The organism is Saccharibacter floricola DSM 15669 (assembly GCF_000378165.1).
Classification (GTDB): domain Bacteria; phylum Pseudomonadota; class Alphaproteobacteria; order Acetobacterales; family Acetobacteraceae; genus Saccharibacter; species Saccharibacter floricola.
In genome coordinates, this window is sequence record NZ_KB899336.1 from 192162 (window position 1) to 212863 (window position 20702).

Consider the following 20702-nt stretch of genomic DNA (forward strand, 5'->3'; position numbering starts at 1 on the left):
CCGGTTAAATCGTCCGCCTCTTTTTGGTCAAGCAAAAGAAGCTGTCATGATATCCGCTAGGCGTTTCTTAAAAGCAGCTGGATCAACATCCCGCTTTACCGACGCTAAGGCACCCTCTCTAAGATGATGCCACAAATCCCGATCATCATACAGTCTTCTCACCGCAGACGCGAAATGCTCAGGAGCCTCTGAAGAAGCCGTCAGCAAGGCCTCTCCATTAGCCCACCCCACCTGTTCACCCAAGAGGGACGTCGCCACAATCGGAAGACCATAAGCTGCCGCTTCATGGAGCTTAAAGGGTAGACCACCAGCAAAACGCGTCGGTGCGACAAAAACACGATGTCGATCAAACAACGGTGCCAAATCCTCAACCGCGCCTATAATATCCACGCGCGGATGCCGCGCAAGAGGTGTCATATCCACCCAAGGGGGCACATACCCCGCAATGCGTAACACGACATCATCAGCCAGGCCATCAAGATGGGGCATCACCTCCCTGACAAACCACATCATACTGTCATAATTCGGTGATGTTTCACTGTGCATCGCCCCTAAGAAGAGGATATCCTTACGCTCTTCAAAAGACCGTACCGTTGGATGCGGCTTCATGCTATGGCCTAATACGGACACATTGGGATAGCCAGCCCGCCGAACAAGTGCTGCATCTTGCTCAGTAACCGCAACAACCTGCTGGCAATAATGCGCGCTTTGAAGCTCTTCTTTTAAAAGCGTATCAAGACTTTCCCGAGGCTCTTTACCGTCAACAATTTTTTCTTGCAAAAGTGTCCGTGGCGCTGCCACCACCTCTGTATCCAGCACCGATCCACACCGGAAGAGAAACCGGCTAGCTTCGCTCAAAATAGGCAATAAACGCGTCATATTATGTGTGCGGCCAATCCAGAGAAGATCATAATAGCCAGCACGCTCTTCTAGAAAATGCCCCAGCGTGGACATATCCTGCTCGCAAGCCAGCTCAACAGTCTCTGGGAATTCCCGATACAGAAGGAAGCTTTCCTCCTGAACGGGAAGAACCGGATAAACGGTAACATGATACCCCAACGCTACCATAGCGCAGATAATATCGTTGGATCGCACATAACCCGACCCTAACCCCCGCAAAGGCATACGATCTTCAATAAACAAGACGCGCTTACGGTCAGAACGGCGACGCTCACGCCCAAGCAGCGCATTACGCACATGGGGCGGCTGCTGATGGCGCAAAAACTCCTGATGTGTCTGGGCAAATACACGCCAATGTTTCTGGATCAGGTTATGAGAGCCGGCATGACCTGAGCTTCCAAATTCGAGATGCTCAACCACAACGGAGGGGTCATACACTATCCGCGCGCCAATCTGTCCTAAGCGGACGCATAGATCTGTATCTTCAAAATAAGCTGGAAGGTAGCGTTTATCATACCCTCCTAAACGCCGTACCAGCCCTGTCCGCACGAGCAAAAAGGCTGCCGAACCGTAATCAACCTCTCGGACAAAATTCGCTTCTGGCAAATTAGGATCATCTTGGCGGCGATAGCCATAAGTCGCACCATCGCGCCAAATAATAGAGCCCGCCTCCTGCAAATAAAGATTTGAGCGTATAAGTTTCGCGGCAACAGCGCCCGTTTCCTCATGCTTATAAAGACGTTCCAACGCATGTGGCAGAGCATCTGGATACAATCTTAGATCATTATTCAGGTATAAAATGGCGGGGGCTTTTACATAGGCCAGCCCCACATTACACCCCGTCAAATAACCGATATTGGCACGAGAACGTATAATATCCGCCCCATGAACAAGCTTATCAATCTGAGATGTTTCATCAGAAGAGCCTGAATCGACTAAGATCAGCTGGATCGACCCACGGTAGTTCGCCCGTAAGGATAAAAGGGCCTGCATGGTCAGAGCAATTTGATTATGCACCACCATAATCACACTGACTTCCGGCATCCCCTGCACGCTAAAATCAAGCGGAGAGCGCGCCGTACTCGCCAACAACGCCTCGGCTTCTCGTTTAAAAAGAACGCGTGACTGGCTCTCCTCAATTTCGGGCGCATTCTCTCCCGTTGGGCCAGCATAGCCCTGACGTTCAGCCACAAAACGCGCAAATGCACTGTCAAACAGTCCATTGTCACATTGGGAACGCACAAGGAGATTACGGCTATACGCGGCTAACTCAATCCCTTCTTCTGGAACACGCCCCTCATGAGCACCATAGTAGACAAAATGCTCATAGCCGTTACGAAATTTTCCCGCTTCTAGCGTGGGAAGAATATCGGGAGAATGTTCAAGATAGTATTCTTCGCAGAAGAAAGGCAGCGGATTGTAACGCCGTGGCGTGTCATTCGTAAAATAATGATGCAGGGCGTTCGCATAACGTCCCTCCTCAATCCCTCGCTGCACATCCGGGTAAGTCTGCCCATACCAAACCGGATCAAAATACCATGAAATAGGCGCAGCATCAGCTATTATAGACGGTAACACAAGCCAAGACGCCAGCAATCCTTCATCCCCGAAATAATCCGGGTACCGCGCCGCCATGTCACGGCAAAGGCGTATGTCCACAAAGGGGCTCCCTTGGAAGCCGCGCCTTTCGCCAATTTCTAGGTAATGATCATACCCGTTCCACAGGCCGTCTTTTTGCAAAGAAAACTCTGTTAAGGATGGATGGCGCCGCCGGTAATAATGCTCGTCAAACAGCCAATGCGGCGCGTAGGTTTTATACCCTTCTGCACAATAATGCTCAAAACCAGACCGCCATGTCTGGTTGATAAGGGCACGATGAACATCGCTATGAGTGTCGCGATACCAGACTTCATCAAAATACCGGTTGGGGGAGTGCCCATACAGGCACCCCACCTCCCGATAGAAGAGTTCAGGATCATCATAGCCCTTCTCTTCCATCCAAGAGGTAACTTCCGGGTAGCGCAACACATACCACGCACGCTCAAAGATCAACCAGCGCGGCTGACGAGCACCTCTTGGGTCTTCAGACGAGCTAGATGACATAGACATAGCCGACTTAACGCTCCATCAGCTGCAAGATAAGCGACCTCATACGGTCTTCCTGCTTATCAGACGTTTTTTTACGGTCTACCTCGACAACGCGTCCCTTCGTCAAAGTTGCCCGCAACTCTGTCACTGTCACGCCGTACAGATCACCGGCAATATTAACCAACGCAATGCGCCATGTCCCGTCCATTTTATCAACCTGCCCCTGCCAAGGCCGGAGCACTTCATGGAAGCCAGAGCACAATGGTGCATCACGATGGACAACCTGAACATCATTCCGGGCAAAACGTTCCGTTGCAAAGAGGCCGATTTCATCGTCCTTCTCATGCACCATTGCCACAAAAATCTGCCCTGACCGCGTGAGTCCTTCTAGGAAGCTCCATCCGCGGATAAAGAGCGCTCCTTGGTCATGATCAGACGCTCCCTCGGCCCCCATGATCTCAAACGTATCAATAAAGTGCGTCAACTGTCCGCGCTCATACGGATAGAACGCCCCTGCTGGGAAACGCGACAAACGAATACCACGCAGCAGATTGTCGCTTTTTAACAAGCGGCGGAAATCACTCAAGATAACGTCATTAGAAGGCGGAGAGGTATAAACCTGCTCAATCTTACTGCCCTTAACCTCCACACCATGAGAAAGAAGCTGGAAGGCAGCGCGGCCATTAATGATGTTAATAAGCCCAATACGATAACGCCCTTCACACCATTTACCACGCAAAGCAGCCTGCGCTGAAAAACCCGAACGACGCGGCACATTCGCACCGAACAAGTTAGAAATATCTGACCGTATCTCGCGTTGAGCCTGCATAAAGATGAGCGGACCATCGGGATCGTCACTCACAAGAACGACGTAAATCTGCCCAGACGTACTCACATCCGGCAAGAAGGTCCAACCACGGATATGGAACTCATCCGCAGCCTTAAAGCGCTTCTCATACCCCTCAGAAAGCACACAATGGCAGATGTCATCCACGTAGCATTGAGCCCCCTGGATAGCGAACCAGTCAATAATCTGGGGAGGCAAACCAATCGACAGGTCACGCGAAATGGGAGGATCAAAAATATGCCGTGGGGGCGCTTGGTGCCGCCATGATGCAATCGGCAGAATATGAAGTTGCCCCACATCAAGCTGAAGCTCAGACACACCCATACTGCGACGTGGTGCAATACGACGATACAGCTCAAGCAGGCCTTTGCCGTATTCTTTCTCATGCGTCCACAGCTTCGGTGAAATGGCCTCCATCATCTTCTTACGAAGAGAATCTGATGACCGCAGCAATTCAAGCCGTTCTAGGACAATATCAGGACGGCTCACGGGCACTTTAAAGCCATTGACACCATCGGTCACACGGTCACCCAAACCGCCAATATCGGTCACAATCGGCACAAGCCCATGCTGCCATGCTTCTGAAAGCGAAATACAGTAGGTTTCGGGCCAGATGGACAGCGCTAAGGAGACGTCCGCCTGCTGCAATACACTGGTATTACCAATATCATAACGTCCATGCACCGTAACATCAGAACGCTTCATCTGGTCAAAAACCCCCTGATATTCAGGGTGGATATAACCAAAGATATGGAAGTGAAAATGCCCCGGACGCGCGGCCTCAATGAGAGCGAGAATAGTGTCTGCTCCCTTTGTCCGTAAAAAGTTCCCAACGATCGCCACACTCAATGGGCGCCCATCAAGAGGCTTATAAGCCTTTGGCGTAACCGGAACCGTCGTTTCAGGGCTCGGGATTCCGTTCACGACACTCAGTTTTTGATCCAAAATCGGATAAACTGAATGCATCAAATCGCGCGAATACGGCGTCCCGAACATAATCGCATCAATATGATGCAACATACGGTCGATAAAGGCACGACGCGTCTGCTCCCCACCATATTCCACGCCTTCTGCGACCTTGAGCATAACATCCATCGCCAAGACAGAGGTGAACTCACCCTCCACATGGCGCAAATCCTGATTAAGGAGGTTATAACGCGATGAAATAAGCCAGAAATCATGGGCAGAGAAGACAACGCCCGTACCATTCGCTTTCGCGATTAACGGCAAGGAAAGCGCATGATGGCCCAAATGCTGGAAATGCACGATGTCAATATTATACTGGCTAATGACGCTGGAGAACATGCCCTCCTCAGCCGCATCACACACGACATCTTGCCAAGGCTGCTCTGTAATATCAAAACGCTCAAGCTCTTGCCCAGCAGCACTCAGCAAGCGGCAAAAATTACCGCGTCTCAACCAATAGAAAAATTCGACATCGCGCCCTAAGAGCGAACATAGACCGCGCTGGTAAACTTCAACGCCGCCCCATTCCTGCTCATGGATCGTGGAGTGTGTGCACATCAGCACACGCAAGCGATGACGCCGCTCTACCAGAGGAATTGTCTGGTTTTTACGACGAGAGAAGTTCGCTTTCGTAATATCGCGCATCTGCTCAAGGCGATGCTCATAAAGATGCTGCTTTAATGCACTTTTTTGAGACGTCTGCGCAGCACGGCGACGAGCAGCCTTATTATTGAGAAGCCGTGAAACAGCCTCAACCACCTCGTCAGGATCATGAGCTAAGCTAAAACCATCGAGGCTTTTGAAATGCTCCATATCCATTCCAGGAGCCGCTTCGACAACTTGAGCGGTTCCTGCCAGAGCAAGTTCAAAAAAGCGAGGCCCAGGTGCTGTCGCCTGACTGACATCGCCATGACTTGCATAATCACGAAACATGGTCAGCGTCACAGCACTGACATTGGCGAAATCGACAAAAGCCTCATGACTGACTGGCCGCTGCAACGCCAAGGCTGAAATATCATCTGGGAGGGGAGGAAGATATTCATTGCCCGGGCAAATCAGCTTCAGACGTGCCTCAGGGAAGGCGGCAATAACACGCCGCAAAGTCTGTACGCGATTAGGCCACATCGTGCCGGCAAAAAACAGATCATACTCAAAAGAGTCGGCCGGCTGAATAGGCCGCTCATGCAACCAACGACTTGCCGCTAGAGGAAGATAATGCCCTTTGTTTTGATATGCTGAAACACAGGATGGATCATTGGTGAAGATATGATCAAATAGAGGCCCTGCTTCGACGTTAAAGTCCTTCATAAACGGATCTTCAAACGTCCATAAGATCATGGTCTTAAAAGCTGGACGCACACGCCGGATCAACGCCGTATTGAGACGCTGCCCATCAATACATAGCAGCGTGTCGTGCTCCCCTGCCGCTGCAAGCTCCCCCAAACTCATATTATCTGCAACAACAATATTGTCCTTGCCGAAAAGGAGCTCCGCAGCCTGCCTAATAGCAAGGGTAAGATATGAGTTGGGGTTATGTGTGTAGTTGGTATTATAGATAATAGCCATCATTCCCCCCGAGCACGACGGCTCATCTTATGTCCCACGTCCTTTAGCAAAAGCGCTCTTCTATGGCCATAGAACCATAGACAGCCCTCTTCTGCTCTCTGAGCGTATTTTGATCATTTATCGCAAAGAAAGGGCGGTCTTATAAAAGACCGCCCTTTCTCGCAAGTCTAGAGTATTCTGAGAAGCATTTTTCTTTCCAGAACTCTCTAAATTTTAGTCGTCTGTGCTACGACGACGGATTGCAGCACCCAGGATATCACCCAAAGATGCACCAGAATCCGACGAACCGTATTCACTGATCGCTTGCTTGTCTTCTTCGACCTCACGACCACGGATGGTCAGGGCCAGCTTGCGAGAAGCACGATCCAGGCTCACGACCTTAGCATCAACCTTCTCACCAACAGCAAAGCGCTCTGGGCGTTGCTCAGCCTTATCACGGGCCAGCTCACCACGACGGATGAAGCCAGTTAGAACATCGTCCACCTTCACTTCGATCCCGTTGCTCTGAACTGCCGTCACAACGCTGGTAACAATGTCACCCTTGTGGATACGAGCCAGAATGTCTGCAGCAGGGTCTTCCTGAAGCTGTTTAATACCAAGGGAGATACGCTCCTTCTCAGCATCAACATCCAGAACCTTCGCCTGAACCACCTGCCCCTTTTCATAACGGGACATCATGACTTCGCCTGGCTCATCCCATGATAGGTCAGACATGTGAACCATGCCGTCAATATCAGCAGACAGACCGATGAAGAGACCGAATTCAGTGATGTTACGGATCTCACCTTCGATGACCGAACCCACCTTGTGCTCTTCAGCAAACTGCTCCCATGGGTTGCGCTGAACTTGCTTCAGACCCAAGGAAATACGGCGTTTCGCACTGTCCACATCCAGAACCATGACTTCCACTTCCTGAGAAGTTGCCACGATCTTACCTGGATGGACGTTCTTCTTCGTCCAGGACATTTCAGAAACGTGCACCAGACCTTCAACGCCTGGTTCCAGCTCAACAAACGCACCGTAATCGGTAATGTTCGTCACGCGACCTGTGAAGCGAGCATTGACCGGATATTTAACGGAAACATTCTCCCATGGATCAGCTTCAAGCTGCTTCATACCAAGGGAAATACGCTGTGTTTCGGAGTTAAAGCGAATCACCTGCACGCGCACTGGCTGACCGATCTGAAGAGCTTCAGATGGGTGGTTAATCCGCTTCCAAGCGATATCCGTCACGTGCAACAGGCCGTCAACGCCGCCGAGATCCACAAAGGCACCGTAATCGGTGATGTTCTTGACCACACCGTCAAGAATCATGCCTTCCTTCAGACCCTGGATCAGCTCAGAACGCTGCTCAGCACGAGTCTCTTCAAGAACGGCACGACGGGAAACAACGATGTTACCACGTGCACGATCCATCTTTAGAATCTGGAAAGGCTGTGGCTGCCCCATCAGTGGGCCAACATCACGCACTGGGCGAATATCAACCTGGCTACCAGGCAAGAAGGCCATAGCCCCACCGAGATCCACGGTGAAACCACCCTTCACACGGCCATAAATGGTGCCGTTCACGCGCTGGTTGTTCGCAAAAGCACCTTCCAGAGCAGTCCATGCCTCTTCGCGGCGTGCCTTCTCACGAGAAAGAACGATACAACCGTCACGATCTTCGTAACGTTCAATATACAGTTCCAGAACATCACCCGGCTTAACATCCGGCGTCACACCTGGCGGACCGAATTCACGCAGAGCAACGCGCCCTTCGCTCTTCAGACCAACGTCAACAATCGCGTGATCATCTGTCAGACGAACAATACGGCCACGGACAACGGAACCATCAAAGCCCGTATCGCTACCGAGTGTTTCGTCAAGAAGAGCAGCAAAATCTTCTGTTTCGTGATTCGGTGTATTCTGAGTGGCAGAAGCCATGTAATTCAATATTCCAGGGTCGTTAACCCGATCAGGCCAAGACCCGTGCTTTGCGCCGCCCATTCTGCAACGAGGATAAAACGACGTCTCCCCTCACCTCGTAGCCAAGCGAGAGTTCATCTAAAAACCAATAAGGCCCGCTTCATTCACAGAAGCGGGGCTTGCCACGGCACGGCTACATACACGTGACATAGACTTGGCGGGCACCCTACGATATCTTCTAGAAAGATAAAAGCGCTAAATGACAAACTTAAATCAATACTTAAAATGACAATGTATCTTTGTCATAAATTGATGTTATTTCGTTCTTTCCGCAATCTATTCAATATATCTTTTGATATAAAAACAAACCAAACTGATGTTATTGCCAATGAAAATATTATTCCTATATTTATAGAGATGACATCACCATAAAAGCGAATATTTATGTGATTGTTAACAGAATTCTCTTCATCCACAGCATCACAAATTTGGAAAAAAGAGATCAATAACGCCATCATTGATGACATAATGGCCGTATAAAAACGATAGCGCTTTCTTTGGGATGAACGCCCCAATGATTGGCGATAAACACGCCACGCCCACAAGCCATCAAGTGTGTCCATAAGAATCATGCCGGCCGCAAAAAGGCACGGCAGAAGAAGCACACGCCACACAGACACACCCTGCATGGACTGTGTAGCCGACACCCCCAGAACGCCAATTTCTGTTGTCGTATCAAACCCTAGCGCGAATAAAAGACCCAGAAGATAGAGCCCCCATCGTCGAGCTGAGAAGCGCCGAATAACGCCCTGACACTGGCGAACACCCCAAGGTATTGACTTATGAGGATCACGCCAGCCGTCAAGCAAGGTCGCACTCCCCGCCAGGAGCAAAAACGCCGTCGAGACGATCGTCCCGACAATCGCCCAACGCGCCATATAATGATGAATGTGCTGCTGTAAGCCATGACCAAGACAGAACACCAGCACACACATGCCCACAACGATCGTCGAATGGCCCAGCGAAAAAAACAGCCCAGCACTCGCAGACCCACCACGCCGATGCGCGTCCAGGCGGAGAGCACTATCAATACTCGCAAGATGGTCTGCATCCAAAGCGTGGCGTATCCCGGTTCCATACGCCAAAGCGGCAATCCCGAGCAGAACGGGCTGGCTTTTGAGAAGCCACCCGGCGAGCCCCCATAAGACAAGAGTACCGGTAACAGGCCCTACCAGCCACCAGAGCTGGGACCTCGCCTTCTCAGCACGCTCCGCCCTTACCACAGAAGCATCATCTTAGGCTCGCCGTTCCTGCAAAAGCGTGAGAACACGATCCAACACCGACTCTGCATCCATATGGTCTGTAAGAATTTGCACAGCATTATCCGCTGGCTTCAAAGGCGAGACCTCCCGCGATGCATCTTGCTCATCCCGTGCGACAATCGCCGCGACTTCTTGAGCCAACAACTCAGCGTCCTGACAATCCTCACCATGCCGTTGGCGATAACGCCGCTGTGCTCTTACCTCAGGAGAGGCCGTAATAAACAGCTTCAGATCGGCATCGGGAAAGACAACCGTCCCAATGTCACGACCATCAACTACGGCACCATGAACCCGTCCAACAGAACGCTGTCGTTCAAGCAGCGCCTCCCGCACTGCTGGCTGGCGTGCTACGAGAGAGGCTGCACGGTCAACCTCAGGAACACGGAGATCATCACGTTCCAGATCAGCGGGCTCAATCGCCTTCGCATGTTGCTCGCCCTGCAAAACAGGGTCTTCCCCATGATCTAAAACGCGCCGTGCAACAGCGCGATAGAGCAATCCGGTATCCAGATAAGGTAGAGCCAAGCGCTCTGCCAACGCCTTTGCCAAAGTGCCTTTACCTGCCGCTGCAGGCCCATCTACCGCAATAATCAACCGACGTGATCCCGTCATACCGTAATCCCTGCGCCTAGCGTATTCATCAAATCCACAAATCCGGGGAAGCTTGTTTCAATAAAAGCCGTATCATCAATGGATACGGGCTTTTGCGCAGCCAAGCCCAGCACAATCGCACTCATCGCTAAGCGATGATCCATATGGGAGAGCACCTGCCCACCACCAGGAAGAGACGGCTGCCCCTCAATGATCAAATCATCACCCTCAACATGCACCCGTGCACCATTGACCTCAAGCAACGCAACCGTTGACGCCAGACGGTCACTTTCCTTCACCCGTAGCTCAGCCAATCCTTGCAAACGGGATGTCCCTTCAGCAAAGGCACACGCCACCGCCAAGATCGGATATTCATCAATCATGGACGGCACACGCTCTGGAGGCACCGTTACGCCTTTCAGCGTCCCGGCACGAACATGGAGGTCTCCCACAGACTCACCACCTTCAATCCGCTCATTGAGAATCTCAAGAGAGGCTCCCATTTCTTGCAGGCTGATAAACAGCCCTGTCCGCAACGGATTAAGCCCCACACCCTCAATCACGCAATCAGAGCCCGGCACCAGCAAAGCCGCCACCAGTGGGAAAGAAGCAGAAGAAGGATCTCCCGGAACCACCACATCACGCGCCGTCAGTGTTGCAGGGCCCTGAAGGCTAATCGTGCGCCCGCCACCTTCAAGCGGCGATACCTGCACATCCACACCAAAATGCTGAAGCATATTCTCGGTATGGTCACGCGATAAGATGGGCTCTTCCACCACTGTTGTACCCTGGCAATTGAGCCCAGAAAGCAACACAGCTGACTTCACCTGTGCAGACGCAACTGGAAGACGATACTGCAAAGGTTTGCCAGCCCCCGTCCCTTGCACAGCGAGAGGCAGCCTCTGCCCTTCCCGTGTCAAGAACTGCGCCCCCGTTTCCGACAAAGGCGCGGTTACGCGCTTCATCGGGCGCGATCGCAACGACGAATCACCACTCATCACACTCATAATGGGGTGCGTTGCCAGCAGACCCGTTAAAAGACGCGCTGCCGTGCCAGAATTGCCCATGTCCAAGACATCGCTTGGCTCTTTGAGCTGCCCAACCCCGCAGCCTTCAACGCGCCAAGTCGTCTCACCACGCGTAATCTTCGCACCAAGCTGGCGAAGTGCGCCGGCTGTACACAGCACGTCCTCACCTTCCAAAAGGCCAGAAATCTGCGTTGTGCCTTGCGCAAGAGCAGCAAACATCAACGAACGATGGCTGATAGACTTATCTCCTGGCACATGGACACGGCCACAAAGCCCAGCAGGAGAAGCGGAAACAGTAAGGGGACGGTGTTGGGCGGTCATAAGGGTCCTTCATCACGGAGGGATTGCGATGGTATCAATCTACTCACAAGAAAGTGGACTTTAACCATTGCCAGCAAAAGCGAAAAGAGAGAAACATTTGACAGGCCCCGCCTGAAGTGGCATGGGCCCCAATACTTCTTCCTTTAGCGTGGCATGGCAGGCTTTCAACATTATGGCAAAACCTGAACTTGGTTTAAAACGGACATGTGTCGATTGTAACGCACGTTTTTATGATCTTAACCGCGTTCCGGCCGTATGCCCGAAATGTGGGACAACACAGCCCTCTAACCTCTCCCGTCTCCAACAGCACGAAGAGGCCCTTCCTAACGAGAAGGAAAAAGAGCTGGATCAAAACGAGCATGAGAATGACGTCGATCTCGACACCGCTGGTGACGATGATGACGATGTGATTTCTCCCGACGATGATCTGGATGACGACGACATCAGCAATGATATTGAAGTCACCACTGACAAAGACGATCGCGACGATTCGTAAACGTCTTTGGAGGAGTCCTCTCCTCCCCGCGCTGGTGCGCCTTTTCTTACAAGGCGCACTGAAGCGCACTTTTTCTGGGATAAGCAACACACCATTCTATCGTCTTGGGTGTTCTTTCCTCCTCCCGTTTCTCTGTTACGGCGTATTCGGCATGGCTCCCGCTTCTGCCCATGACCAAGGCCAAAAGTTACGCACGCTTCTCCTAGAGCGTGACAGCGCAACGGCAAGCTTACAGAGCTTCTGCAAAACACCCATTCACGCTGTCTTACTCCATGACCACAGCATTCCCGATAGCGCATTAATCGCCTCACTCAATCTGAGTGCCACCAGCGATGCCGCTATTACCATACGTCATGTGCAGCTTATGTGTGGCTCAACGCTCCTCTCGGAAGCCTGGAATGCCTACGTACCCAATCGCCTCACCCCCATTGCGCGCGCACGCCTAGCTGACAAACACACACCCTTTGGCCGAGCTGTCGGAAGTGCCACATTCTGGCGTGAAAGGCTCAGTAGCCGTGTGACGGGCCTCCCTGCTGGTTTTATTCTCGAAAACAGGGCTCTTTTGCACCGCCATACCGATAGTCTTCCTATCGCTGCCGTGCTTGAACGCTACACAAAAGACGCCCTACCACGTTAAGCTTGTGGAAGCCTTTATCCCCAGTCGCAAGACTATAGAACGCTGCCAATAAGCACGCACGGCCACTCTGCAAGAAAAGCACCGTACTAAAACTCTGGTAAAACAACCCTCTTTCAGCGAGGAGGTGACCAATTGAGATGCTGCCCACTATCAAGGGCAATCATCTGCCCCGTTATAGACGGTGTCGCTATCAAAAAACGTGCTGTTTGAGCGACTTCCTGAGGGGTCGCTCCATGATGAAGAGGCGTATTGTGGCACATCTGTGCAAAATGCTCATCAGACTGCCCCTCAGCCGGCAAGACAGGGCCGGGGCCGATCGCATTGACGCGAATCCGTGGGGCAAAGCCCAGCGCCATGCTTTGTGTCAAACTCCACAGCGCAGAGCGTGACACCGTGTAGCTGACAAAATGTTGCGTCAGATTCCACACACGTTGATCTAACATATGGAGAATCACCCCCTCTGATGCAGGCGGTAACGCCTCTGCCATTGCTTGAGAGAGGACAAAGGGCGCACGCAAGTTAGGCTCCATATGCTGATCCCAACTGGCGCGTGTCACCTCACCAAACTCATCCCGCCGAAAAACGGAGGCATTGTTAATCAGCACACCAACCGGCCCCAACCGGTCATGCACATCTGCCATCAGCGGTAATAAAGCGTCCTCTTGGGCGAGATCCGCCTGTACGACACAGCCCTTTCCCCCAATAGCCTGTAAAAGCTCTTGGGCCTGCTCAACACTGTGATGGCAATGAATCGCGACACTAAACCCTTCCCGCGCCAGCATAGCCACCATCGCACGTCCCAAACGCCGTGCACCTCCCGTCACAAGAGCAACGCGAGGAATGGTCGTGGGGAATGATCCCATCATGTTTCAAGCCTACGTCGTGCCATCAGAGCAGCCGCAAGGGTTCCATCATCCATGCCCTCCAATGCGCCGCCCATAGGCACGCCTTGGCCAAGGCGACTAACCGTCACACCTGTTTCAGCGAGTTGATGATGCAACCAATGCGCCGTCGTTGCGCCTTCAACCGTCGCCCCTAGAGCCAAAACGACTTCTCTCACACCGCCGCCATCAACACGTTCCAGCAGGCCACGCGTGTTCAAATCATCTGGGCCACGCCCTGAAAGAGCCGATAACGTACCACCAAGCACATGATACAGGCCCTTATGCACCCCAGCGCGCTCAAGAGCCCATAAATCCCCGACGGTCTCAACCACACAAATCACGCTTTGATCACGCTCATCGTCTGAACAAATCACGCATGGATTCTGGCTGTCGAGATTTCCACATGTCGAGCAGGTGCGAATCGTCTGTGCAGCATCACCCATGACGGCCATCAGAGGCTTAAGCCGTGTTTCTGGCTCCTGCAACAACGCTAAAGCAGCCCGACGCGCTGAGCGTGGCCCAAGCCCGGGCAGACGTGCCAAACGGGCAATCAACGCTTCAATCTCTGGGCTTGACCACACGCGCAACGTCCCTCCTTAGAAAGGCAGATCCATACCAGGGGGGAGCTTCAAGCCACCTGTCACCTGACGCATTTCTTCTTCACTGATGGATTCAGATTTTTTCTTAGCGTCTTCATGAGCCGCAATGATCAAATCTTGAACGGTGTCGGCATCTTCTGGATCCAACAATTTTGGATCAATGGTCAGGTTCTTCAATACACCTTTACCTGTCAGCGTTAGGCGCACGAGCCCTGCTCCTGCCTCACCTTCCACTTCAAGCTTGGAAAGCTTTTCCTGAACTTCTTTCATGCGGGCCTGCATTTGCGTGGCCTGCTTCATCATTCCAGCAAGATTTTTCATCAGAGTTCCTGTTTGTTAATCTAAATCGTCTTCACTAATGGATTCGGCATCAATCGGTGCAAAATCCAAATCAGGCGGACCATCCTCTCCTAAGGGCGTTGTCGGTTCAGGCGGCAAACCGTACTCATCAAGAGAATGGTCTGTCACCTCACCGATTGTCGCCCCCGGAAAAGTCGTCAGCATCGCCTTCACCAAAGGAGACTGCGCTGCTTTATCACGATTGAGCGCAACAACCTTCTCCCCTTGCTCATCAAGGCTCGGCTCCCCCTGTTCCTGCGATGGCTCCACGCGCCATTGTCCAGGATAGAGACGCTCAAGCAACATACTTAGCTCACGCAGAGCCCGACGGCACACTTTGCTATCATCAATACGCACGGCCAACAGAGGCGGGCCAAACTGCACGAGATGCGCTTCAAAGCGTAAAATACCATGCAGCCAAGGGTCGTTATGTTCTTTCTTAACGAGCTGAACCATTTCGCGCCAGCTGCGCGGCATTGATACGGGGAAAGATGAAGATTGGGGCTCTGAGGAAGAAGCTCTCGTCGTCTCCCGATATTCCTCACCCTCCACCAACACACCATCACGCGCCACAACGCGCAACGCTGCCCGGGGCGGTGTTGGTGCCTGTTGTGGCTGAGCGGGTGACTGTACCGCACGCGGCTGGGCCAACGCAGCGGTACCTCCCGACGACGCAACCGACATAGGCGAAGCACCCTGCGCTGAAGCATTTCCTGCTCCCTGCGTTGGTGCGCTTGGCCTCTCTGGTGGGGCATCTCCCCCGGTGCGTTGCTGTAACTGGCGAATAATCCGCTCTGGTGTCGGGAGCAAACTGGCATGACAGAGGCGAATAAGCACCATTTCGGCTGCTTGCCGACGGTCGGGCGCCATATCGACTTCCGCTATCCCCTTCAGCAAAAGCTGCCACGCACGACTCAGCACACTCACAGAGAGACGGTCGGCTAACGCTCCACCACGTACGCGCTCCATCTCCGACAGTTCCATCCCTTCACGGAGCTTAGGGAGGGCTTTGATGCGGGAAAGCAAATGAAGCACGTCCATTACATCACCCAGCAACACGCCCAAATCACCCCCGCGCGCATAGGCATGGTCGGCAATTTTAAGCGCTTTCGCGACATCGCCTTCCATCGCGGCATCTAGAAGGTCAAACACCATGCCGCGATCAGCCAAACCGAGCATATCCGCGACAGAAGCCGCATCACTCGCGCCTTGAGCAATCGCCTGATCGAGCAAAGAAAGCCCATCTCGCACAGACCCATCAGCAGCGCGTGCGATGAGCGCGAGGGCTTCCGGCGCAAAGCTGGCCCCTTCTTTGACCGCAATCCCACCAAAATGCTCGACCAACTGAGCTTGCGGCACACGGTGGAGATCAAAGCGCTGACAACGAGAGAGCACTGTGACCGGCACCTTGCGCAGCTCTGTCGTAGCAAAAATGAAGGTGACCTGCGCTGGGGGTTCTTCCAGCGTTTTAAGCAACGCATTAAAGGCATTGCGGGACAACATATGCACTTCGTCAATGACGAAAACTTTCATCCGCGCTTGCATCGGACGGAAACGAGAGGCCTCAATAATCTCCCGCACATCATCCACGCCTGTACGCGATGCCGCGTCCATCTCCAAAACGTCAGGATGTCGATCCGCTAAAATGGCCCGGCAATTCGGACAAACACCGCATGGCTCAGAGGTCGGGCCGCCGTTACCGTCTGGCCCTACGCAATTAAGAGCACGCGCGATAATACGAGCCGTCGTCGTTTTGCCAACCCCACGCACCCCTGTCAGCATGAAAGCATGCGCTACACGCCCAACCTCAAAAGCCCGGCGCACAATACGCACGAGGCTCTCTTGGCCGATCAGATCATCAAAAGTTTGAGGGCGATATTTACGAGCGAGAACCTGATAGGGCTTTTTTTCATCCACGGGCGCCGTCTGAGGTGCCGGTGCAGGCTCATCACCAAAAAAACCACCACCTTCATCAGGTGGCAAGGGAAGATCGTCATCAGTCAAAGGGGTAACGCCTCCTCCCACGAAGAGGAATGTGGCAGGCCCTGCCGGGTTATGCCGCACAGATTGCGAGCAGGGGCACAAGGGCCTCACTCTGTCTCATCGGTGGAAGACCGGACACCTGACCCAGTATAATCTTACTACGGCTGCTTCCTTCCGGACCTGACCGAGTTCGCAAGTCAACCGTCCAGGGCCGATCTCCCAACGCGCTTCTAGCACAAATAGGGGGGATTAAAGCAAGCCCCCTTAAACGACTTATTGTCCAACGGCACCACCACCGGGATGACGAGGGTCTGCCACTCCATATACACGCCCTGTGGGAGGGCCGCTCAGACGTGGGCTACCAATGACAATATCCTCAGCAATCCCCCATGGGCGATGGGGCACAAAATGGTAGCCTTCATGCGTGAGGGTTTGGCGAACGGCGTCAGATAACGCGCCTTCTTCCATCTCCACCCCATCAGGCATCCATTGTTCGTGCAAACGTGGGAGATCCACCGCTTGTCGCAAGTCCAACCCGTAATCCACCATTCCTGTCAGGGCTGAGAGAATAATCGTCGGAATGCGAGACCCGCCGGGGCTCCCCAGCACTAAGACAACATGTCCGTCTTTGCTCACCACACTCGGTGCCATAGACGAAAGCGGTGTTTTCCCGGGTGCAATCGCATTCGCTTCTGACCCAACAATCCCGAACATATTAGGCTCACCGGGCTTAATGGCGAAATCATCCATCTCGTCATTCATCCAGATACCCGTACGGCCACCCATCACGCCCGCACCAAACCACCCATCAAGCGTGTAGGTCGTCGACACAGCCATACCGTCACGATCCACGACGGAGAACTGGGTTGTCTCATGTTTTTCTGAAGACGGTGTTGCACCCGCCTTTTGTTCTGACTGAGGGAGCGCAACCCCAACTTGAAGCTGCGCAGACGATAGAGCGCGATCACGCGGAATCGCTTCCCGCACCTGCTGCGCATACTGTGGGTCTAGGAAATGAGCGACAGGGTTTTGAACAAAAGCAGGGTCCCCAAGGTCGCGTCGGTCGGAATATGCATGGCGCATCGCCTCAATCTCACGCTGCACAGCAGGGGCTGTGTGCAGTCCAAGGCGACCCAGATCATCTCCTGACAGAATTGTCAGCATTTCACACAAAGCGACACCGCCCCCGCTAGGCGGAGGTGCTGTCTCTATGAGATACCCACGATAAGAACAACGCAGCGGCTCCATGAGGCGAATACGGTAGGTCAGCAGATCCGCTTTGCTTAAAATGCCACCACTTTCTTGGCTCGCTCGAAGAATCTCATCTCCGATAGGCCCCGCATAAAAGGCGTCCTCACCATCACGCGCAATAAGCGCTAAGCTTTGCGCTAAGTGAGGCTGCACAAGCCGATCACCCACCTGAAGGGAAGAACCATCAGGACGTAAAAAGATCGACCGCGCTTCTGGGGAGTGACGGAAATAGCCGGTGGATGTATTCAACAACTCCACATCACCCTCTTCAAGAGTGAAACCGTTCCGGGCGAGTTCAATGGCTGGGGCCATATCTTGCGCACGGCTTAACCGTCCCCAGCGCTGACGCACCCCTTCAAGCCCCGCTACCGTTCCAGGAACCGCAACAGCCTTCCACCCTTGGGTCGACTGCCCAGGCACCACATGCCCGGAAGCATCCAGATACATCGTTGCCGTTGCTCGCTCTGATGCACGTTCACGGAAGTCAATAAAGACTGTCTTCCCATGCGCAGGACGCAGGGTCATAAAGCCACCGCCGCCCAAATTGCCCGCTGCCGGATACACGACAGCCAGCGCATAGCCTGTTGCCACGGCGGCATCTGCAGCATTTCCGCCTTGCTTAAGAACCCGCGCGCCTGCCTCCGACGCTAAATGCTGCGCAGAGACGACCATCCCATGCGGAGCGGATGCCAGAACGCCCGGGCGCACGTTGTCTGGCCCATAAGCCAGCGGGTCATGTGCAGCACTAAGAGAGGCGGCAAGAGCTACTCCCCCCGTCCCGCTTAACCCACACAAAGCACTCCCCAACAAACAAGCATAAACACGCTTCCGCATAGGTTATTCCTTCTCGCTTAGCTTCAACTTAAAGAGGGAAACACCCCTTATTTATAAGGCGGTTTCGTATAACCTTGAGGAGAAAGGGTGAAAATTTCATACCCATCTTCTGTCACACCCAGCTGATGCTCAAACTGAGCGGATAAAGAACGATCACGTGTCACAGCTGTCCAGCCATCAGCCAGAGTCTTCACATCAGGCTTACCGATGTTCAGCATAGGCTCAATGGTAAACACCATCCCGGGCTTTAAAACAGTTCCCGTCCCTGGACGACCAAAATGGAGCACGGATGGTGCCTCGTGGAAACCACGCCCAATGCCGTGACCACAGAAATCTTCCACCACACCTAAGCGCTGTTTTTCAGCAAATGTCTGGATAGCATGGCCAATGTCCCCCAGCGTCGCCCCTGGTTTAACCTGCTCAATCCCAAGCATAAGAGATTTATAGGTCGCATCAATTAGTTTTTGTGCTTTGATAGGTATTTTCTTGCCAACAGTATACATCCGTGACGAATCACCATACCAGCCATCAAGAATGGACGTCACGTCAATATTAACGATGTCGCCTTCTTTAAGCGTTCTCTCTCCTGGAATACCGTGGCACACAACATGATTGATCGAAATGCAGCATGATTTTGGAAAGCCATGATAATTCAGCGGTGCAGGGGTGGCCCCATGTTCCAGCGTAAAATCATGCACACGCTGATTAAGTTCCTCTGTCGTCACGCCAGGCTGTACATAGTCCGTAATCATATCCAGCGTCTTTGCCGCCAGCTGACCAACCGTGCGCAAATGCCGGAAATCATCCTGAGAATAAAATTGTATACCACGTTCGTTATGAGAAGCCATGAATCCGTATTATCCTAACATCACTCAATGATTAGGGTAACAAGATGCGTCCGCTCCCCCGCCAACGCAAGAGAAGACATGTACTTCCACGCTTCTTCCCTCAAATCCGCCATGTTGATCAGGCCGCTTTAAGAACGATGATGTCCACGATGTGACACGCTGGTACGATGGGTCACACGCCCATGCAAAACACGCGGACGGTAAGACACGAGAACGACGCGGTGTCTGTGCCCACCAAAATGAGGCACCGTACGCCGCCCCCAGCGGCGGGTATGCCCAGAAGCCACAAGAGATGGTGACTTTAACAAGGGTTGCGGCGCCTGACCTTCCGCCTCAAATCCCCTATTAAGCATCGCAATCATGGTATTATTCCGCTGCGTGTTACTCTCTGCCCCCATCACCACACCAATGAGGCGAATGCGACCTTGTCGCGCAGAGCTTACGAGATTATGCCCCGCAAGATCCGTAAACCCCGTTTTAAGGCCGTCGGCACCCGCATAGAGCTTGAGCATCGGATTATGATTCGCAATAATACGACGGTGGAAAACAAACTGCTCTGTCGAAAAATAAGAATAATACTGCGGATAGTCCGTCATCAGATGCCGGGCGAGTCGGGCGAGATCACGCGCCGTCGTCACCTGGTCAGGATCAGGCAAGCCAGAAGCATTTTGGAAGGTCGTATTACTCATGCCCAAACGCCGTGCCTGGCTGGTCATGTACGCCGCAAAACGCGTCTCATCCCCACCACCTAGAAACTCCCCTAACGTGCATGCTGCATCATTAGCGGATTTTGTAACAAGAGCGAGTATCCCTTGCTCAACGGTCAGAAAACTGCCTGGCCGCATGCCGAGCTTAGACGGCTTTTGCAAAGATGCATGAATAGATACAGGCATTCTTTGCCCTAGCGTAATGCGCCCCTGCTCGAGTGCCTGAAACGTCAGATACAAGGTCATCATCTTCGTCAACGACGCCGGATAACGCTGCAAGTCTGCGTCCGTCTCTGACAGCACAGCCCCCGTGTGCGCATCCATCACAAAACCGGAAAGATGACCCACATACTGCGCCCGAGCCGTGCCGCTCGCAAAGAGAGTTAATCCCAAAGAGAAGAGCAAAGCAAAACAACGCATAAGGGGCATGAGAATGATCAGCCTATGTGATAAATGACGAAAGCTGTAGAAAATAGGGATTGAAGGATTATAGAATCCCATACGCTTCTTCCATTAGTAGAATCACGATTACAGGCCTGTCCATAAAAATTTCCATTTTCTGGCCGTTTCCCTGCCCTGTTCTCCTTCCG

Annotated in this window: 15 protein-coding genes and 1 other RNA gene; 2 read left to right on the top strand and 14 right to left on the bottom strand. The window is 52.8% G+C overall.

Features of this window, described 5'->3' with window-relative positions:
• Nucleotides 1-27: 27 nt before the first annotated feature.
• The 6 genes from F457_RS0105440 to aroA form a co-directional block, all read right to left on the bottom strand.
• Nucleotides 28-3009, bottom strand: coding sequence for a glycosyltransferase (locus F457_RS0105440; RefSeq protein ID WP_018980124.1), 2982 nt, complete (start codon nt 3007-3009; stop codon nt 28-30).
• A gap of 7 nt (nt 3010-3016) precedes the next feature.
• Entirely contained in the window at nt 3017-6367 is a 3351-nt protein-coding gene (locus tag F457_RS0105445; RefSeq protein ID WP_026294223.1) for a glycosyltransferase family protein, read from the bottom strand.
• A gap of 213 nt (nt 6368-6580) precedes the next feature.
• Complete coding sequence (rpsA, locus tag F457_RS0105450) at nt 6581-8290, bottom strand: 30S ribosomal protein S1 (RefSeq protein WP_026294224.1); 1710 nt, start codon at nt 8288-8290, stop codon at nt 6581-6583.
• A 284-nt stretch (nt 8291-8574) separates the two neighbouring features.
• Nucleotides 8575-9555: a HoxN/HupN/NixA family nickel/cobalt transporter gene (locus F457_RS13255; RefSeq protein ID WP_018980127.1), complete on the bottom strand. Its 981-nt coding sequence runs from the start codon at nt 9553-9555 to the stop codon at nt 8575-8577.
• A gap of 12 nt (nt 9556-9567) precedes the next feature.
• Nucleotides 9568-10206, bottom strand: a complete 639-nt coding sequence (locus tag F457_RS0105460) for a (d)CMP kinase (RefSeq protein WP_018980128.1) — start codon at nt 10204-10206, stop codon at nt 9568-9570.
• The gene (gene aroA / locus F457_RS0105465) at nt 10203-11534 is read right to left on the bottom strand and encodes a 3-phosphoshikimate 1-carboxyvinyltransferase (RefSeq protein WP_018980129.1); all 1332 of its coding nucleotides are present in this window, start codon (nt 11532-11534) and stop codon (nt 10203-10205) included. The genes F457_RS0105460 and aroA overlap by 4 nt, the downstream gene beginning before the upstream one ends.
• Before the next feature lie 172 nt (nt 11535-11706).
• Between aroA and F457_RS0105470 the strand changes: the two genes are divergently transcribed.
• Nucleotides 11707-12030 carry a TIGR02300 family protein gene (locus F457_RS0105470; RefSeq protein ID WP_040920890.1) on the top strand — a complete coding sequence of 108 codons (324 nt, stop codon included), beginning with the start codon at nt 11707-11709 and terminating at the stop codon, nt 12028-12030.
• A gap of 151 nt (nt 12031-12181) precedes the next feature.
• On the top strand, nt 12182-12667 hold the full coding sequence (locus F457_RS0105475; RefSeq protein ID WP_026294226.1) for a hypothetical protein: 486 nt from the start codon (nt 12182-12184) through the stop codon (nt 12665-12667).
• Between the two features lie 113 nt (nt 12668-12780).
• On the opposite strand, the gene F457_RS0105480 is transcribed toward F457_RS0105475, so the two are convergent.
• The 8 genes from F457_RS0105480 to F457_RS12270 form a co-directional block, all read right to left on the bottom strand.
• Nucleotides 12781-13530, bottom strand: coding sequence for an SDR family oxidoreductase (locus F457_RS0105480; RefSeq protein ID WP_018980132.1), 750 nt, complete (start codon nt 13528-13530; stop codon nt 12781-12783).
• On the bottom strand, nt 13530-14132 hold the full coding sequence (gene recR, locus F457_RS0105485) for a recombination mediator RecR (RefSeq protein WP_040920820.1): 603 nt from the start codon (nt 14130-14132) through the stop codon (nt 13530-13532). Before recR ends, F457_RS0105480 begins: the two co-directional genes overlap by 1 nt.
• A gap of 15 nt (nt 14133-14147) precedes the next feature.
• Nucleotides 14148-14471 carry a YbaB/EbfC family nucleoid-associated protein gene (locus tag F457_RS0105490; RefSeq protein WP_018980134.1) on the bottom strand — a complete coding sequence of 108 codons (324 nt, stop codon included), beginning with the start codon at nt 14469-14471 and terminating at the stop codon, nt 14148-14150.
• A gap of 15 nt (nt 14472-14486) precedes the next feature.
• The gene (locus tag F457_RS0105495) at nt 14487-16493 is read right to left on the bottom strand and encodes a DNA polymerase III subunit gamma/tau (protein ID WP_026294227.1); all 2007 of its coding nucleotides are present in this window, start codon (nt 16491-16493) and stop codon (nt 14487-14489) included.
• A 102-nt stretch (nt 16494-16595) separates the two neighbouring features.
• Nucleotides 16596-16692: signal recognition particle sRNA small type (ffs, locus tag F457_RS13535), an RNA gene on the bottom strand.
• Nucleotides 16693-16745: 53 nt separating this feature from the next.
• Nucleotides 16746-18557, bottom strand: coding sequence for a gamma-glutamyltransferase (gene ggt / locus F457_RS0105500; protein ID WP_018980136.1), 1812 nt, complete (start codon nt 18555-18557; stop codon nt 16746-16748).
• Nucleotides 18558-18604: 47 nt separating this feature from the next.
• Nucleotides 18605-19405 (bottom strand): type I methionyl aminopeptidase, encoded by an 801-nt coding sequence (gene map, locus F457_RS0105505; protein ID WP_018980137.1) that lies wholly within the window; start codon nt 19403-19405, stop codon nt 18605-18607.
• Nucleotides 19406-19533: 128 nt separating this feature from the next.
• Nucleotides 19534-20541: a D-alanyl-D-alanine carboxypeptidase family protein gene (locus F457_RS12270; protein WP_373316386.1), complete on the bottom strand. Its 1008-nt coding sequence runs from the start codon at nt 20539-20541 to the stop codon at nt 19534-19536.
• Nucleotides 20542-20702 lie beyond the last annotated feature (161 nt).

What these genes read in the sequence shown, in the direction of transcription:
- ggt (WP_018980136.1), bottom strand. Translation starts at nt 18,557, where the DNA reads ATGCGGAAGCGTGTTTATGCTTGTTTGTTGGGGAGTGCTTTGTGTGGG.
- F457_RS0105480 (WP_018980132.1), bottom strand. Translation starts at nt 13,530, where the DNA reads ATGGGATCATTCCCCACGACCATTCCTCGCGTTGCTCTTGTGACGGGA.
- rpsA (WP_026294224.1), bottom strand. Translation starts at nt 8,290, where the DNA reads ATGGCTTCTGCCACTCAGAATACACCGAATCACGAAACAGAAGATTTT.
- F457_RS0105475 (WP_026294226.1), top strand. Translation starts at nt 12,182, where the DNA reads ATGGCTCCCGCTTCTGCCCATGACCAAGGCCAAAAGTTACGCACGCTT.
- map (WP_018980137.1), bottom strand. Translation starts at nt 19,405, where the DNA reads ATGGCTTCTCATAACGAACGTGGTATACAATTTTATTCTCAGGATGAT.
- F457_RS0105440 (WP_018980124.1), bottom strand. Translation starts at nt 3,009, where the DNA reads ATGTCTATGTCATCTAGCTCGTCTGAAGACCCAAGAGGTGCTCGTCAG.
- F457_RS0105445 (WP_026294223.1), bottom strand. Translation starts at nt 6,367, where the DNA reads ATGGCTATTATCTATAATACCAACTACACACATAACCCCAACTCATAT.
- F457_RS0105460 (WP_018980128.1), bottom strand. Translation starts at nt 10,206, where the DNA reads ATGACGGGATCACGTCGGTTGATTATTGCGGTAGATGGGCCTGCAGCG.
- F457_RS0105470 (WP_040920890.1), top strand. Translation starts at nt 11,707, where the DNA reads ATGGCAAAACCTGAACTTGGTTTAAAACGGACATGTGTCGATTGTAAC.
- aroA (WP_018980129.1), bottom strand. Translation starts at nt 11,534, where the DNA reads ATGACCGCCCAACACCGTCCCCTTACTGTTTCCGCTTCTCCTGCTGGG.
- F457_RS0105490 (WP_018980134.1), bottom strand. Translation starts at nt 14,471, where the DNA reads ATGAAAAATCTTGCTGGAATGATGAAGCAGGCCACGCAAATGCAGGCC.
- F457_RS12270 (WP_373316386.1), bottom strand. Translation starts at nt 20,541, where the DNA reads ATGCCCCTTATGCGTTGTTTTGCTTTGCTCTTCTCTTTGGGATTAACT.